Consider the following 16,467-nt stretch of genomic DNA (forward strand, 5'->3'; position numbering starts at 1 on the left):
TCTGCTTTTTATTTTTTATAAACAGGAACCCCACTTATAAATAAGTAGGGAACATGGAAAACAGTAAATCAAATGGCAATTAGCTTGTAAAAATCGCATACAGATCGTGCATTTATTAAGGAATTTAGTCCAATATAAAAAATAGTAAACAGATAGAAGGAGTTTTGAGTATGACAACATTTCAGGAAATGGGCATTAGTGAACCCATTATAAGAGCGATTACGGATATGGGATTTGAAGAAGCATCTCCTATTCAAGAGAAAGCCATTCCCATAGTCTTAATGGGGAAGGACATTATTGGTCAAGCACAAACAGGGACAGGAAAGACGGCTGCCTTCGCCATACCGATCTTGGAGAAAGTGGATACGAGCAAAAAATATGTTCAGGCGATTGCAATTGCACCGACAAGAGAATTGGCTATTCAGGTTTCAGAAGAGATCAATCGACTGTCAAAATACATGGGCATAACCTCTCTCCCTATTTATGGAGGGCAGTCTATAGATCGCCAAATCAAGGCATTAAAAAAGGGACCTCATATTATTACGGGAACACCCGGAAGACTTTTGGACCACATTCAACGTAAAACGTTGAAGTTAGACCGGATCTCAATGGTGGTTTTGGATGAAGCTGATGAAATGTTAGATATGGGCTTTCTGGAGGATATCGAACGAATCCTAAAAGAGACCCCTGAAGAAAAACAAACCTTGCTCTTCTCTGCAACCATGCCAAAGCCGATTCAAAATCTTGCGGAAAGGTTTATGAACGATCCACAGTTAGTAAAGATGAAAGCGAAAGAAGTTACCGCTCCAACTGTAAAGCAAATTTATTATGAGGTTAATGAACGGGATAAATTTGAAGTGCTTTGCCGTCTGCTAGACGTAGATAACCCAGAATTAGCCGTGATTTTTGGAAGAACAAAAAGACGCGTGGATGAATTAAGTGATGCCTTGAATAAAAGAGGGTATCTTGCTGATGGGTTGCACGGAGATTTAAATCAACGACAGCGAGATGTTGTGATGAATAAATTTCGTGAGGGGAACATTGACATTTTAGTTGCGACCGATGTGGCTGCGAGGGGAATTGATGTTTCAGGGGTTACCCACGTCTACAATTTTGACATTCCTCAAGACCCAGAAAGTTATGTTCACCGAATCGGCAGAACGGGTCGAGCAGGTAAAACGGGGTTAGCTATTACATTTGCTACACCGAGGGAAGTAGGACAGATTCACAGTATTGAAAAAGCCTCGAAAGGGCATATCCAGCGTAAATCAATACCGACGGTAGCAGAGGCAAGGGAGTCTATACAAAGAGTCGCAGTAGAAAAGATGATTCAAATGGTTGAAGAGGAGCAGTACACACACTTTAAATATGCAGCAGGGGAATTGCTCGATCAGTACGATTCGATCGCGTTAGTTTCAGTAGCCTTGAAATTGTTGACCAATGAACAGATGGATGTTCCTGTTAAGTTAACTTCCGAGACACCCCGATATGCCAATAAGAAAATTAAGGTACAAGAGAAATCAAAGAGAAACTATAAAGGGAATAGGGAATTAGGGGGAAAGGGAGTCAATAGCAACCGTAAAAAGACTTCCGTGACCTCTCGAAAAAAGAAAGAATTATGATATAAACAAGGATGCATTCATTGATATGCTCGAAAAAAAACACATATTGCCTAAATCTGTTTAATAAGCGACCTCAGGGTTACTTATTTTAATGTCATAAAAAAGCACCTCCTTAAATGATAGATTTATCATACCAGGAGGTGCTGTTCTATTTATATGCGTTGTTTGAATACGGGCTTACAAATGGTAAACCAAGTGTAGGTTTCCAGACCAGGAAACCATTTTTAATTTCATTTACATGCGTGCCAGGTCAGGTGGGTTCGATTCCCACGCAGTCCCGCCAAATATTGATACTATTGCATATTTAAACGCACAGTTATTTTTTCATTCGTGCGGTTTTATTGGTGTTTTTTCGGTAGACTTATGGAGACCGATGTTCGCTCTCTTTTAGTCGTCGTAGATTCTCATCAAATATATTCTCTGTAGTCTACTTGACCTTAAACCTCCCTTATTGATGTAAAGCACGTATTTCCTGACTTTCTTTGAGTGTGGGGTGTTGAGAAAGTATCTTGCTGAAAAGATCGAGACTTATCTTTTTATTCAGCTACCTAAGCCAAGTGAGTATCCAAATGTTTTAAAAATTTCTGCTGGAGATTACTGGTGTATCCAAAACAACGGCTGGTCTACTGATTCTGCTACTGAAATTTTTAGTGAGGAATGGATATCTGATGACGAGTTTTTTGTCACCGAATCTGAAACTATTTTTCATTTTTTTCTAATGAACATTCACCTTCCAAAATCCTTTTTTTAAAAAATTGTTTATTAACGAACCTAAAACACTTCACTAATCAGATATTAGGTAAAAATAAGTGAAATAATCGAATCGAAAGCAAATAAATGTGAATCGGTTTCAATTCGGTGATTTCGAAATGTTCAATTAAATACGCAATGTATTACCTGAAAATTTAGAAAATAGCGAAAAATTCCAAACTTATTTGGCACGATTTTTGCAATATGTTAGGTAAAGGGAGGAGATAAAATGTTGAGAAACAAGAAAATTAAGTTTAGTTTAGCACTACTTTTCACTTTTGTATTGTGTGTAATGACAGCTTGTCAAAGTAGCAGCACAACAAGCGGTAAAAGCGAAAAAGGCGGACCTATTAAAATTGGTGCTGCTTTCCCATTAACTGGGGGATCAGCCTATCAAGGAAAAAGTTTCAAGCAAGCCATAGACTTAGCCACAAAGGAAATTAATGATAAGGGGGGCGTTCTTAATCGTAAAATTGAAGTTCAATTTGAAGACGATAAGGGTGTACCTGCCGAGGGTGTTAACGTTGTACAAAAACTTATTACACAAGATCGAGTTTCAGCTATTTTAGGAGATTTTAACTCTTCAGTTACACTTGCTGTCCGTGGGATTACTCAACAAAATAAAGTGGTACAAATAACACCTGGCTCTACAGCAGATGATATCACAAGCCCTGGCCATCCATATATGTTTAGAAATTTGATGCCAAATAATGCACAGGGACCTGCAATAGCAAAATATGCAACAGAAAAGCTAGGCATTAAGAAGGTAGCCATTTTGGCTGAAAATACAGATTATGGGCATTCCGGAGTTGATAATTATAAGAAAACTGCAGAAAAGCTTGGAGCAAAAGTAATAGATATCGAATATTACAATCTCGGTGATAAAGATTTTACTGCCCAGCTAACAAAAATTAAGAATCTTCATCCAGATGGAATATTTATTCCCGGTTTAATTACTGAAGGTGCTCAAATTCTTAAAGAGGCAGCTAATTTAGGCATTAAAACGCAATGGTTAGGCCTGGGAGGCTTTACAAATGATACATTTTATAAGCTGTCAGAAGGTGCTGCAGAGGGAATGGTTCACGTAAGTTATTTTGAACCGGGTGCATACAATTATTTCCCAGATTCAAAAAGCTTTGTGGAAAATTACAAAAAAGCATATGGCGTGAATCCTGATATGTACGCAGCAAGCGGGTATGAAGCGATGTATATTCTTGCTGATGCAATTAAAAAAGCAGGTTCCGATGACAGAGAAGCAATTAAGAAGGCAATGGCTAAATTAAAAGATTTACCAGGTGTTACAGGTCCAACGACGTTCGATCAGAATGGACAAGCCAAAAAGAAAATGCTATTTGTAAAAGTTCATAACGGTACACGTGTTCCGATCGGGGAATCGAAGTAACTTTATTTAGGTGGGATTCATAATGGGTCTCACCTTAATTAAAAAAAGGAGGCAAATCATGATAGAGCTTTTGCAGCAAACAATAAATGGACTTGTACTGGGAAGCAGTTATGTATTAATCGCTTTAGGATTGACCATGATCTTTGGGATGTTGAATATCCTAAATTTTGCTCATGGTGAACTGTTAATGGTAGGTGCATTTGTCACTCTTGGAATTGCTACGGGATTAAACATACCTTACTTGGCTGCCATCTTTATTGCCATGGTTGTTGTTGGGGTTCTTGGATTAGTTCTGGAACGCGTAGCATTTCGGCCGTTGCGAAAATCCGATGGTATTAATTTGCTTGTAACATCCCTCGCTGTTTCTATTCTTTTACAAAATTTAATGCAAATTATTGTTGGTCCAGGACCCTCATAATATCGTCTCTCCCTTTTCAAAAATTAATTTTAATTTAGGCGGAGTTACTATTAACGGTCACCGACTATTTATCTTCATTTTTTCTTTTATCATAATCTCTATCCTCTATTTTGTTATTCAGCGGACGAAAATTGGTATCGCAATGAGGGCTTGTGCATTTGATATGGAAACTGCACAGTTAATGGGCATTAAAGCAACCACTGTTATCGTTACCACCTTTGCAATAGGTTCAGCTTTGGCAGCATCCGCAGGTGCACTCCTTGCTCCGATCTTTAGCGTGTATCCCACAATGGGAGTAATGAGTACAATGAAGGCGTTTGTAGTTGTACTGCTTGGAGGCGTTGGGAATATTCCAGGAGCCATTGTAGGCGGGTTAATCATTGGATTGGTAGAAACCTATGCGGCAGGTTATATCTCTTCGGAGTATAAAGATGTATTCGCCTTTGTCATCATGATCCTTATTTTATTATTTAAGCCAGAAGGACTATTTGGAAAAAATGTACAGGAGAAGGTATGATGAAAACTAAACTAATTTCCTATCTATGCGGTCTAATAGTATTGTTCTTTGTTCCGGTTTTATTTCCAAATGATTATTTTATCCATATCCTTGTTGTCGGTGGGATTAATATTTTACTTGTACTTAGCTTAAATATCATTGCCGGCTTTACTGGCCAAATTTCCCTTGGGCACGCAGCCTTCTACGGGATCGGAGCTTATGCATCAGCCATTTTATCCATGAAAGGAACTCCTGTTTATCTCTCAATTTTGTGCGGGGCCTTAATCGCCGGATTGATCGGATTTTTGATTGGTTACCCATTCTTAAGGCTGCGCGGTCACTTCTTTGGGATCGGTACTTTGGGATTTGGTGTCATTGTCTATCTGGTATTAAATAACTGGACAGAGCTTACCAATGGGCCAATGGGATTAAGCGGCATACCTGCACCGGAGGCAATTGGAGCGATCGATTTTACTTCAAAAGCACATTACTATTACTTAGGCTTGATCTTGATTTTACTCATTGTTTATATCTCCAATCGAATGAAATCGACAAAGATGGGCCGTGCCTTATTAGCCATTCGTACAGATGAAATTACCGCAAGTGCCATGGGAATTAATGTGGCCTATTACAAAGTATTGGCGTTTATATGGAGTGCAGCCATCGCCGGGTTAGCAGGGGCACTGTATGGTTGTTTCATCCAGTTTTTAAGCCCTGAAACCTTTAATTTATCGATGTCCATTAACATACTTTTAATGTTACTGATTGGTGGTATAGGCAGCGTATTAGGCTCTGTCCTTGGTGGATTATTTATAACCCTGTTAACGGAATACTTACGGCCCTTCGCTGAATATCAGATGCTCATCTATTCGATTTTAATTATTATTATTGTTACATTTGCCCCTAAAGGCTTAAATGGCCTGATTGTAAAAACAAAAGGTATTTTCACCTCTAAATTAAAAGGAGTAGCAGTAGAAGTAGAAGGAGGCAATGCCAATGAGCCAGTACATCCTACAAACTGACCAGTTATCAATCAAATTTGGTGGAATTGTTGCAGTTAACCAAGTTAGTCTTTCTGTTAAGCCTGGAATTATATTTGGATTAATCGGCCCAAATGGTGCAGGTAAAACAACCATGTTTAATTTACTGACCGGAATTTATAAACCAACTGAGGGTAAGATCTTCTTTAAAGGTGAAGACATTACAGCATTAGGCCCTCATAAGGTTTCTGCCCTTGGCATTTCTCGAACGTTTCAAAATATACGATTATTAAAGGATCATACCGTGTTTGAAAATATTATGTTGGCCTCACATACCAGCCTTTCATATAAATTTATCGACGCACTTTTCTATTCCAAAAAATATAAATCAGAAGAATACGAAAAAAAGAAATTTGTTAACGAGCTTCTTGAAAAATATGAAATGACACATCTTAAAGAACTGAATGCAAATGATCTGCCACAAGGAATTCAGCGGAAAATTGAAATTGTTCGGGCGATCGCAACCGGTGCCGAGCTTATTTTCCTTGATGAACCTGCAGCTGGTTTGAATCCTGTGGAAACAGATGAGTTGATGGATTTAGTCAAAAAATTGAAAGAAGAAGGCAAAACCATTTTCTTAATTGAACATGATATGAAATTAGTAAAAGGAATTTGTGATGAAATTACAGTTTTAAACTTTGGTAAAAAGATAGATCAGGGAACATATGAAAAAGTAATATCCAATTCGGAAGTTGTTGAGGCGTACTTGGGAAGGAGGAAACAACATGCTCACGGTTAAAAACCTTCAAGTAAATTACGGAAGTGTCCAAGCATTAAAGGATATTTCGATTGAAGTCAAACAAGGAGAAATTGTAACACTGATTGGTTCAAATGGAGCAGGTAAATCAACCTTACTCAAAACAATTTCTGGCCTTATTCGTCCAAAGCAAGGAAGCATTACATTTGAAGGAAAAGACCTTACTAGCATTCCTCCTGAAAAAATTGTCAGTATTGGAATTTCTCATGTCCCGGAAGGGAGAAAAATTTTTAGCGGAATGACCGTTATGGAGAATTTAAGAATTGGTGCTTATCAAAGAAAAGATAAAAAAGGGATCGAAAAGGATCTGGAGGAGGTCTTCTCGCTCTTCCCAATATTAAAAGACCGAAAGAATCAAGATGCGGGAACATTATCTGGCGGGGAGCAGCAAATGCTGGCAATTAGCCGCGCTCTGCTTGCAAAACCTAAGCTAATCATTCTCGATGAACCTTCATTAGGGTTAGCTCCCGTTATTATTGACAAGGTTTTTGAATTTATTGAAAAAATTAGAGATACAGGGATTACGATTTTGTTAGTTGAACAAAATGCTAATCTTGCCTTAGAAGTTTCTGAGCGTGCCTATGTACTCGAAACAGGAGAAATTAAACTTACAGGCAAATCTTCGGAACTATTGAAGGACGAGCAAATTATGAAAGCATACTTAGGCTCATAAAATGAATCTTTTACAAAAGTTTTCGAAAGGGTGAAAAGAGATGGGAATTGTAAAAGTGGCAGTGGTTCAGATGGATCCCAAGCTGAGAGAAAATCAAGAGAACCTTCAGAAAACAGTTTCGTTTGTAAACGAGGCTGGCAACAATGGTGTTAATCTCATTGTTTTTCCAGAATGTTCCTTAACGGGATATTGCTTTGAAAGCAGAGAAGATGCCCAAAATCATGCCCTTACTGTTGGAGCTGAATGGAACGTACAATTAATTGCTGAAGTAAAAAAATTCAATTGTACCATTGTTGTTGGCCTAGTTGAAGGTGATGGTGAACATCTTTATAATTCCGCACTTGTGATTGGTCCAAATGGTAATCTTGGTATTTATAGAAAATCCCATCTTTCGGAATTGGGTGTTGATAATTTTATCGAAACAGACGATCAACCATATTCCTTAATCGAAACTGAATTTGGAAAACTCGGGGTTTTAATTTGTTACGATCTGCGCTTTCCCGAGTTTGCAAGGATTTTGTCCCTGCAAGGTGCAGATGTTTTAGTACACATCACCAATTTACCATTGACCGGGTCATCACAGGTAGACATTTTACTGCCTGCAAGGGCAGCTGAAAACCATGTTTATGTTCTTTCTTCCGATCGTGTGGGTGCGGAGCAGGGATATCAATTTTTGGGTCGTAGTACGATTTATGATGTAGATGGAAAAGTATTGGAAGAAGCAAATGATCAGGACGAAATGATCATCTATGCGGATTTGGATTTCAATAAACCAAAAGAGAAAGATGTCTTTTATCCGCCTGAACCTGGAAAACCGGGAAATCACACGAATAAATTATTTAAATCAAGAAGACCTGAACTATATTCCTCATTAACAAATAAATATGAATAACAGAAGGTGAGCACTTGTTGACTTTAACGGTAGATCATAAACGACTTTTGCAATCTATTAAAGCAAGTTCAATCATTGGAGCAACCCAAAACGGTGGGTTAAACAGATTGGCCTTATCTGATGAGGACAAGGTAATGCGAGATTTTTTCAAACAGTGGATGGAAAAAGAGGGACTACAAATAAGATTTGATGACTTTGGAAATATGTATGGCCGAAGAGAAGGTATAAACAGCGATCATTCGGCAGTTTTAATTGGTTCTCATTTAGATACTCAACCGAACGGCGGGAAATTTGATGGTGTATTAGGCGTTTTAGCAGCACTTGAGGTAATCCGCGTATTAAATGAGAACGACATAAAAACAAAACGTCCCATTGAGATTGTTAACTTCACAAATGAGGAAGGTGCCCGCTTTGAGCCCCCTATGCTCGGATCAGGCGGAATTGCTAATATTTTTTCAAGGGACTTTATTTATTCTGTTCAAGATAAGGATGGAAAATCTTTTGGTGCGGAATTAGAAAAGACAGGATATTTAGGGACAGAAACAAATCGGGCAAACGATATCTACCGTTATGTAGAATTACACATTGAGCAAGGTCCTGTACTTGAAAATCATCGGACAAATATTGGCGCTGTAACGGGTATTCAAGGAATGACTTGGCTTGAGGTGAGAATATCCGGTCACTCAGCCCATGCCGGAACTACACCATTATTAATGAGAAAAGATGCTTTATTGTTCTCCAGTAAAATGATTTCATTAATTCATGAGATCACTGCCCAAATTGATCCACATTGTCTTGTTACAATTGGCAGGATCTCAGCATCCCCAGGAGCAGTTAATTGTGTGGCCGGTGAAGTAGTCTTTTCGGTTGATGTGCGCCATGAGGAAGACTCCATTCGGGATAGAGCGGTGGAAGTGATCCGTGAAACCCTTAGTACACTTGCTGCAAGCGAAGACTTCGGAATTACCATAAGTGAATTGTGGGAAATCAAAACAAGCCATTTCTCTGAAGATATCATTAGCCTCATTGAAGACGCTGCAAAAGAACGTCATTATTCATGTGAGCGAATTATCAGCGGCGCAGCGCATGATGCGAAGTATATGAATCATATTGTTCCTTCTGGAATGATTTTTGTTCCAAGCGTTGATGGAAAAAGCCACTGTGAAGACGAACTGACACTTGATGAGGATCTAATAAATGGTGCAAACATTCTGCTTGATGTTACTTTGTCTTTGACACAAAAGTAATTGGTATATTGTGAGATATTCTACTTACTAAGGAGGGGAAATATTGTCACAAACAAAAGAAAAACAGATACTGAAATCGGTTTTTGATAAGGTTGATGATCTGTGGGAGGATGAAGTTTCATTTTTAAGTAATCTAGGAAAATACCAGAGTACTCTGGGAAATGAGGCTCTCATTCAACAATATATTGGAAATTTCTTAAAAAATGAAATGGGTATGGACGTAGATATTTTTACCCCTGATTTAGAGAAAATTTCTAAGCATAAAGGGTATTCGACACCTGAATGGCCGTATGATGATAGACCAAATGTAGTAGGTAAACTAGCAACAGAAGGAGCGAAGATCGGGAAAAGCCTAATCATTCAAGGTCATATTGATGTTGTAAGTCCGGAACCCGTAGAGTTATGGGATTATGATCCTTGGGGCTCAGTAATTGAGGGGAATAGGATGTATGGCCGTGGGATACAGGATATGAAATCTGGTGTAGCTGCCATGATCTTTGCGTTAAAAGCGATAAAGGATACCGGGATCAAGCTTGGTTCAGATGTCCTCGTTGAAACGGTTATTGAAGAAGAATGTACAGGTAATGGTGCACTAGCGACATTAGTGGAGGGCTATAAAGCAGATGGTGCCCTTATTCCGGAGCCATTTGGACAAACGGCTTTAGATGCTCAAGTCGGTGTCTTTTGGATGAGAGTCAAAGTAAAAGGGTTAGGTGCGCACACGGAGCGAGCAGATCGGGCTGTAAATGCTATCGAAAAAGCGATGATCCTAGTTAACGCAATTCAAGAATATCGATCCTATCTAAACCAATTAGAAAAACATGATAAATATAAGAATAATCCTCATCCATTAAACGTTAATATCGGTACAATTCATTCCGGGGACTGGCCATCAAGTGTACCAGCTGAATGCACCTTCGAAGTAAGAGTTGGGTTTTACCCTGGTGTGGACCCGCAAAAAGCCAAGGAAGAAGTAAAGGAATGGATCCTAAAAGCCGCGATGCAGGACGAATGGTTAAAAAAAGTGGGGCCGGAAATTAGCTTTTACGGATTTCATGCGGAAGGGGTATCTCTAGATCGAGATTTAGAGATCTTTAAAACTCTGGAATGTGCTCACAAACTAGTAACGGGGAAGGAATTAGAATATGCCGCAATTACCTGTACAACTGATATAAAATACTATAATTTATATTATGATATCCCTTGTACCTGTTATGGACCAAAAGGTGGAAACATGCATGGAGCAAATGAGTGGGTTGATTTAAATAGTGTAAAAGAAGTTACAAAAGCTTATGCTGCCTTCATCATTGACTGGTGTAAAACAAGAATTTAATGTAACCCCAAAAAGGCAAATTCATGCTATCTTGGAAAGTGAATTTGCCTGTTATTGATAATAATAACGTCCCAATTATGAATTATAGGAAAACATTCCTTAACTAGTCTTCCATTTTTGTTTCATTTTCTTCAGCAATCCTTATATTATATTTCTTTACTCTTCTCATCAGTAATGATTGGGTAACACCCAAAAATTTTGCAGCTTTTCTTGTCGATTTATATTTTTCTAATGCATCCACAATCAAATTTTGTTCTGTTTCCTCAAGCAGATTAGTCATTGACGAAAAATTTTTTGCATGGAATACACTAATGCCACTGTTTTGTTGGACCAAATGCTGATTAAGATCCTCTTCTGTGATCTGTTCATCTGATAAGATGACGAGACGTTCAATTAGGTTTTCTAATTCTCTGACATTTCCCGGCCAGGAGTGTTTGTAAAAAGCATTCAACACTTCCTTGGAAAATGTCTTTTTTACATCATACTTTTGATTGAAGATATGTAAAAAATGCTGAGCCAATTCTTCAATGTCTTCTAAACTTTCACGGAGTGGAGGTAATTTGACAGTTAAAACGTTAAGCCTATGCAGTAAGTCTGATCGGAACGTTCCCTTAGCCACCATATCATCTAAATTTTGATTTGTAGCTGTAATAATTCGAACATCCGCTTGTTGGTATTTTCTTGCTCCTATTGGTAAATACTGTTTCGTTTGTACGAAATATAATAATTTTGCTTGTAAATACGATGGAAGTTCACCAATTTCATCAAGGAAGAGTGTCCCTCTTTCAGCAGCTTGAATTAATCCACTTTTTCCTTGGGAAGCAGCTCCAGTAAATGAACCTTTTTCATAACCAAATAATTCTGATTCCAAGAGAGATTCTGGCAATGAAGCGCAGTTGATCTGTACAAAAGGGCCGCTTTTTCTCTTGCTTAACAGATGGATCTTTTCTGCTGTCATACTTTTTCCTGTGCCTGTTTCACCAATTATCATTACAGTCGTATCGACATTTGCAATTTTTGGCATTAATTTTTCTGCATTTTCATAGCTTTTACTTTTTCTTTTCCAGTATGAACTTTTTTGCTTAATAGCGATTGTACTCTGTTTTCTAATTTCTTCGCTGTATTTTTTTAGCAGTCCTTCTGTTTCATGCAATTTAGTTGTGTTTTTCACAGCTTCTGTAATATCACGGGAATGAGCAACAGTCACAATCACTTTTCCTTCTTCGTCCTTTACTAAGTGACCAGTTGCGATATATTTTCTTCCCTCGTTTACAATCTGTACTGTACTTACATTTTTGTTTAGCTCAAGAGCCATTCTTGTAACTGACGGGGAATAAATACCCTGTTTTTCAAGATCTTTTACATTTTTTCCGATTATTTTATCTTTCGGCAATCGGCACATTCTTTCGCTTGCTTTATTTAACCATAATGTATTTCCATTAGAGTCCGAAATATAGATTGCATCTTTAATAGAATCCAGGATATCCACAAAAAGTTTTGGATTTTCATATAGGAATGTTATTAATTCTCTCAACTTTATGCTCCCTCTTTACAAAATGAAATTCTTTCGATTCGTTTATATACTTTTTATCTATAATAATAGTTTCTATGCGGCGAATTCGATTCAAGTGAGTTGGTTCAATTAAAATCATACAGAATATTATGAATATAATCAAAAATCCCCTTAGTTTTATTGCAAATATACCTAAAAATCGCTGGAAAATTTAAAAAATGACTAGAAAGGTTGATGAATATGTACATCCCTGAATACTTTAAAATTAATGATAAAGAAATGATCTATGCAGTTATTGAAAAAAATAGTTTTGCAACATTATTTTCCCAACATAATGGGGAGCCTTATGCCACGCATCTGCCTTTAACGTTGAACCGGGAGAATGATTTTCTATATGGACATTTTGCATTGCAAAACGAGCAATGGAAAGATATAGAGAACCAGAAAATTCTTGTGACTTTTCAAGGACCGCATTGCTATATATCTCCTTCGTGGTACGAGACCAATAAAGCAGTCCCCACTTGGAATTATGTAGCTATCCATGTTTATGGGCATTTAAAGATTTTAGAAAATAAGCAAGAAGTCTTCCATTCATTACAAGATATGGTAAGTAAATACGAGGACCCTAACAGCTCCTATAATTTAAATGATATTGATCCAACCTACATTGAAGGTATGAGTAGGGGAATTGTAGGCTTTAAGATAGAAATTACGAAAATGGAGGGGAAAATGAAATTAAGTCAGAATCATCCAATTGAACGTAAAAAATTAATTATTAAAAGCTTAGAAGATTCTACAGACCAAAATAATAAGGAAATCGCTGATCTTATGGAGAAAAACCTAATGTAACAGCATAATCGCTGATCTTATGGAGAAAAACCTAATATAACAGCATAATCGTTAATTAAATCATTGCCTGATACCGTAAAAAGACATTTTTTCACATTTGTCTTTCATTGGTGTCAGGCACTATTTTTTAGGATTCGTTTTTCAGTGGTCTCGAACCGTCCCTATGTTCTACCTTATTAATCCCCTTCCAAACATTTGTTTATAGTTTCACTTCTTACTTAATTGGAATTTTATTTTTAAAAAAACCAATAATAAAAACAAAAAAATAAGGAGGGTTTAAATGGGATTTTCGATTTTTTTCTTTCTTACTTGGCTTATTATTGGAATATTTTTTATGATACGTAAGGAATTGAGCATTGTGGAAAATACTTGGATCTTCTTAATTTCATTTATTGTCATTATAAATGTTTCTTGGATTAACACAGAAGAGATGAAGATGATTAATCTAACCAAAGGTGGGATCGATTACACGGCATATATATTAAACAGAAGTATAATATTGCCGCTATTGTTATTATTGCAATTGAATATTCTTTTGAAAAGTAAAACTTTGACCAAGAAAGTTTTAATCATCTTTACAAGTTTAATCATTATGCTTGGTTTGAGCGTTCTTTCCACCTATTTTAATATCACTAACTACATAAAGTGGAATTTGTTCTACGATGGAATTTTTTATTTAATTCTTCAACTAATTGCTTATTATTCCTATAGATTATTTAAAAAAGTAAATAAAAATAAGGTGGGATATTCATGATACTCTGGGAACATTACGATAAAAATGAAATCTATATCATATTGATGTTAATAATCTCTTATTCCGCTTTAATTTCTCTGCCAAAAAAGCTCCCCCTTAATATTACACTCTTATTTCTAGTATGGGGATTTGCCAGCTCAACTTTATTTGATTTTACAATTGGTGGAGGTTTGCTTGATTTTTATAAAGTAAATGATTCAAATCGGTATGAATTAACAGATGTCCTAACATATTTTTTATTTGCCACGTTTGGTTATTATTTTGTTTATTTTTATGAAAGGTTTAACATTAACAAAAAAAGCTTTGTTTTTTATGTTTTTGGGTGGATGATAGTCGGACTTTTTATGGAAAAAGTATCTACATGGATGGGAGTAACACAATACCAAAACGGGTACAAACTCCCCTATTCTGTTGCGGTATTCTTAGTGGTTCAAACAACAACGGGTCTTTACTATGAATGGATAAAAAAGAGGGAGAGGACCCGAATCCAACCTACCTAATGAAAAACTTATCAACAAAGGGAGCTTTAATTTTTATCTCTAAGATTGTGAAAAATTACACTTAAACAAACGGGTGCGTTAGTAAAACAACCTTAAATCTCACTGAAGCCAAAGTAAGCATTATTTTATTCACTCAAATGCATATTTTGGCTTCTTATTATCCTGTTGAACTTTTAATCCATTGGTAAATATATTGGCGATGTGTGGTAAATCCCTTGGCGTACCTTGGTAAAAAAGATGGCAAGGGTGGTAAAATCTTGTGGCCGTAATCAATCACGAGTATTCAAAGCATGCACACTTTGATGAGAGTCATGTTTTTTCGGGATCGCATCATTGTACGGCATATTGCTATGTCCGTAGCTGCGATGAATCATCATATATAGTAATCCAACCGCAACCACAACAGCTCCTGAAACGAGCACGATATAGTTATCATACCAAGCGGCATTCGGCGTTCTTGGCCAACACATGTCAATCATTGCGATGATTCCGTAAACAAGAGCACCAATATTGACTGGAAGTCCCCACTTGCCCAATTGGTATTTACCGCTTGGTCTCCAGCCTTTCAGTCTGGCCCGAAGTGCTGCAAGGACCACCATTTGGAATCCAACATAGATTCCAAGCGACGCAAAACTGACGATCTTTGTGAGCGCATCTGTAGACACTTTTGAACCAAGAACAATGATGGCTGGAACAATGGCTGAAAGTAGCAACGAATGTGGAGGGATGTGGCGGGCAGCCGAAAACTTCTTTAGCAATCGGCTTCCGATTATCATATCATCACGCCCATACGAATAGGAAAGTCTGCTGGCTGCCGCCTGTAAACTTATCGTACATGAAAGGAAAGAAATCAATACAATACCCAGTACGATTTTTGCACCAACAGGACCAAAAGCTGCGTTTAACAATGTATCAACTGGTGTTACGTCCTTCCCGGAAATCACTGCAGGGATATCAGCAACGGAAAGTACTAAGGCAAGGCAAACAAACATTGCTGCAGCACCGCCAATGTAAATCGTTCGGCGCATTGCTTTAGGGATTAGAGCACCTGGATTCGGTACTTCTTCCGCAACATCACCACAAGCTTCGAACCCAAAATATAGAAAAGTTCCAATTAAACCGGCTGCAGCAAATGCATATAAGTAGCTATGACTGCCTTGCGCACCAAAAGAATGAAAGAGGACACCAAGATTGTGATGCCTTTGGGTGAGAAGAAGCCAAGAACCAACGGCAAGCGCCCCGATAATCTCGGCAGTAAAACCAATAACGGCTGCAGCGGCGAGAACTTTTGTGCCAAGAAAGTTGATGATGGTCGCCAGTACCAAAATGAGTATTGCACAAATAATCGTCGAGTCCACTGATGCTTGAAAACCCAAAATTTGTGCCAGAAAAGGTCCGGCTCCATATACAACACTGGCGATTGTTACAAACAAAGCAATTAAATAAACCCAGCCAGTCATCCACGCATACTTCCGCCCCCATAATCTTCGCGCCCAAGGATAAATTCCTCCTGCAACAGGGTATTGTGCAACAATTTCACTAAAGACGAGTGCGACCAGTAATTGTCCGAGTCCAGTGATGAGAAGGCTCCAAATCATCGGAGGACCTCCTTGTGCAAGTGCGTAGGCAAATACTGTGTACACACCAACCACTGGAGAAAGATAGGTAAACCCAAGGGAAAAGTTTGCCCACGGACTCATGTCGCGGCGAAATTCGGATTTGTATCCAAGTGTTGCAAGATGTGCAGCATCACTATCATGATGCTGGGATCCAGTTCTGCTCGTTTTTTTGTTCGGATTTTCTTGCATTTGTTTAACCTCCTTAAATAAAAGTTATTATCTTACTTGCAATTATCATGCCGTTTTAAAAATGGTGAATATTCAGTAAAATAAACTAATATAACACCTGTATTTATTCAAGTTTGCATGTCTGTCACTCGTGCCTGGCACTTTTTGCTGAAAAGAAATATCCATTATCCCCGAATGTAAAGCCTGATTTTTGTACGACAGGAGCATTTTGGCGGCAGTCTTCTTCCGGAAGGGATGTGTAAAAGCCATAAATTAGATTTATGCCTCTTATTCAGAATTGATTAGCTTATGCAAGATGGTATAAAGATTTGATTTTATAATCATTTAAAATACCTTTTTTTTACGATTTTGGAAGATCAACCGCTCCAGGCATTTGCTTTCACGGGCGTGACGTGAAGCATCCTTGGGATTTA

At 37.7% G+C, this 16,467-nt stretch carries 16 protein-coding genes; 14 read left to right on the forward strand and 2 right to left on the reverse strand.

Annotation, left to right across the window (positions count from 1 at the left end; translation table 11 throughout):
* Window positions 1-170: 170 nt before the first annotated feature.
* The 11 genes from RCG17_RS23715 (at window position 171) to RCG17_RS23765 (ending at window position 10,630) form a co-directional block, all read left to right on the forward strand.
* Complete coding sequence (locus tag RCG17_RS23715) at window positions 171-1,622, forward strand: degradosome RNA helicase CshA (protein WP_308172484.1); 1,452 nt, start codon at window positions 171-173, stop codon at window positions 1,620-1,622.
* Window positions 1,623-2,118: 496 nt separating this feature from the next.
* Window positions 2,119-2,373, forward strand: coding sequence for a hypothetical protein (locus RCG17_RS23720; RefSeq protein ID WP_308172485.1), 255 nt, complete (start codon window positions 2,119-2,121; stop codon window positions 2,371-2,373).
* Between the two features lie 228 nt (window positions 2,374-2,601).
* The gene (locus RCG17_RS23725; protein WP_308172486.1) at window positions 2,602-3,774 is read left to right on the forward strand and encodes an ABC transporter substrate-binding protein; all 1,173 of its coding nucleotides are present in this window, start codon (window positions 2,602-2,604) and stop codon (window positions 3,772-3,774) included.
* A 58-nt stretch (window positions 3,775-3,832) separates the two neighbouring features.
* Window positions 3,833-4,192, forward strand: a complete 360-nt coding sequence (locus RCG17_RS23730; RefSeq protein ID WP_308172487.1) for a branched-chain amino acid ABC transporter permease — start codon at window positions 3,833-3,835, stop codon at window positions 4,190-4,192.
* Window positions 4,173-4,709: a branched-chain amino acid ABC transporter permease gene (locus tag RCG17_RS23735; RefSeq protein ID WP_308172488.1), complete on the forward strand. Its 537-nt coding sequence runs from the start codon at window positions 4,173-4,175 to the stop codon at window positions 4,707-4,709. The genes RCG17_RS23730 and RCG17_RS23735 overlap by 20 nt, the downstream gene beginning before the upstream one ends.
* Window positions 4,706-5,710 (forward strand): branched-chain amino acid ABC transporter permease, encoded by a 1,005-nt coding sequence (locus RCG17_RS23740; protein ID WP_308172489.1) that lies wholly within the window; start codon window positions 4,706-4,708, stop codon window positions 5,708-5,710. The genes RCG17_RS23735 and RCG17_RS23740 overlap by 4 nt, the downstream gene beginning before the upstream one ends.
* Window positions 5,685-6,467, forward strand: coding sequence for an ABC transporter ATP-binding protein (locus RCG17_RS23745; RefSeq protein WP_308172490.1), 783 nt, complete (start codon window positions 5,685-5,687; stop codon window positions 6,465-6,467). The genes RCG17_RS23740 and RCG17_RS23745 overlap by 26 nt, the downstream gene beginning before the upstream one ends.
* Window positions 6,454-7,158 (forward strand): ABC transporter ATP-binding protein, encoded by a 705-nt coding sequence (locus RCG17_RS23750; RefSeq protein ID WP_308172491.1) that lies wholly within the window; start codon window positions 6,454-6,456, stop codon window positions 7,156-7,158. The genes RCG17_RS23745 and RCG17_RS23750 overlap by 14 nt, the downstream gene beginning before the upstream one ends.
* 40 nt (window positions 7,159-7,198) lie before the next feature.
* Window positions 7,199-8,050: a carbon-nitrogen hydrolase family protein gene (locus RCG17_RS23755; RefSeq protein ID WP_308172492.1), complete on the forward strand. Its 852-nt coding sequence runs from the start codon at window positions 7,199-7,201 to the stop codon at window positions 8,048-8,050.
* Between the two features lie 17 nt (window positions 8,051-8,067).
* Window positions 8,068-9,297, forward strand: coding sequence for a Zn-dependent hydrolase (locus RCG17_RS23760; RefSeq protein WP_308172493.1), 1,230 nt, complete (start codon window positions 8,068-8,070; stop codon window positions 9,295-9,297).
* Window positions 9,298-9,340: 43 nt separating this feature from the next.
* Entirely contained in the window at window positions 9,341-10,630 is a 1,290-nt protein-coding gene (locus RCG17_RS23765) for an ArgE/DapE family deacylase (protein WP_308172494.1), read from the forward strand.
* A 103-nt stretch (window positions 10,631-10,733) separates the two neighbouring features.
* Here the strand turns inward: RCG17_RS23765 and RCG17_RS23770 are convergent, their stop codons facing one another.
* The gene (locus RCG17_RS23770; RefSeq protein ID WP_308172495.1) at window positions 10,734-12,164 is read right to left on the reverse strand and encodes a sigma-54 interaction domain-containing protein; all 1,431 of its coding nucleotides are present in this window, start codon (window positions 12,162-12,164) and stop codon (window positions 10,734-10,736) included.
* 219 nt (window positions 12,165-12,383) lie between these two features.
* Between RCG17_RS23770 and RCG17_RS23775 the strand changes: the two genes are divergently transcribed.
* From RCG17_RS23775 to RCG17_RS23785, 3 genes are all read left to right on the forward strand, one after another.
* On the forward strand, window positions 12,384-12,992 hold the full coding sequence (locus RCG17_RS23775; RefSeq protein WP_308172496.1) for an FMN-binding negative transcriptional regulator: 609 nt from the start codon (window positions 12,384-12,386) through the stop codon (window positions 12,990-12,992).
* A gap of 280 nt (window positions 12,993-13,272) precedes the next feature.
* A complete protein-coding gene (locus RCG17_RS23780; protein WP_308172497.1) occupies window positions 13,273-13,746 on the forward strand; it encodes a hypothetical protein in 474 nt (157 codons plus the stop codon).
* Complete coding sequence (locus RCG17_RS23785) at window positions 13,743-14,246, forward strand: hypothetical protein (RefSeq protein WP_308172498.1); 504 nt, start codon at window positions 13,743-13,745, stop codon at window positions 14,244-14,246. The genes RCG17_RS23780 and RCG17_RS23785 overlap by 4 nt, the downstream gene beginning before the upstream one ends.
* Before the next feature lie 269 nt (window positions 14,247-14,515).
* On the opposite strand, the gene RCG17_RS23790 is transcribed toward RCG17_RS23785, so the two are convergent.
* The gene (locus RCG17_RS23790) at window positions 14,516-16,054 is read right to left on the reverse strand and encodes an APC family permease (RefSeq protein WP_308172499.1); all 1,539 of its coding nucleotides are present in this window, start codon (window positions 16,052-16,054) and stop codon (window positions 14,516-14,518) included.
* Window positions 16,055-16,467: the final 413 nt, after the last annotated feature.

Origin of the sequence: Neobacillus sp. PS3-12 (assembly GCF_030915385.1) — a bacterium.
In the GTDB taxonomy this organism is placed as follows: domain Bacteria; phylum Bacillota; class Bacilli; order Bacillales; family Cytobacillaceae; genus JAEVLT01.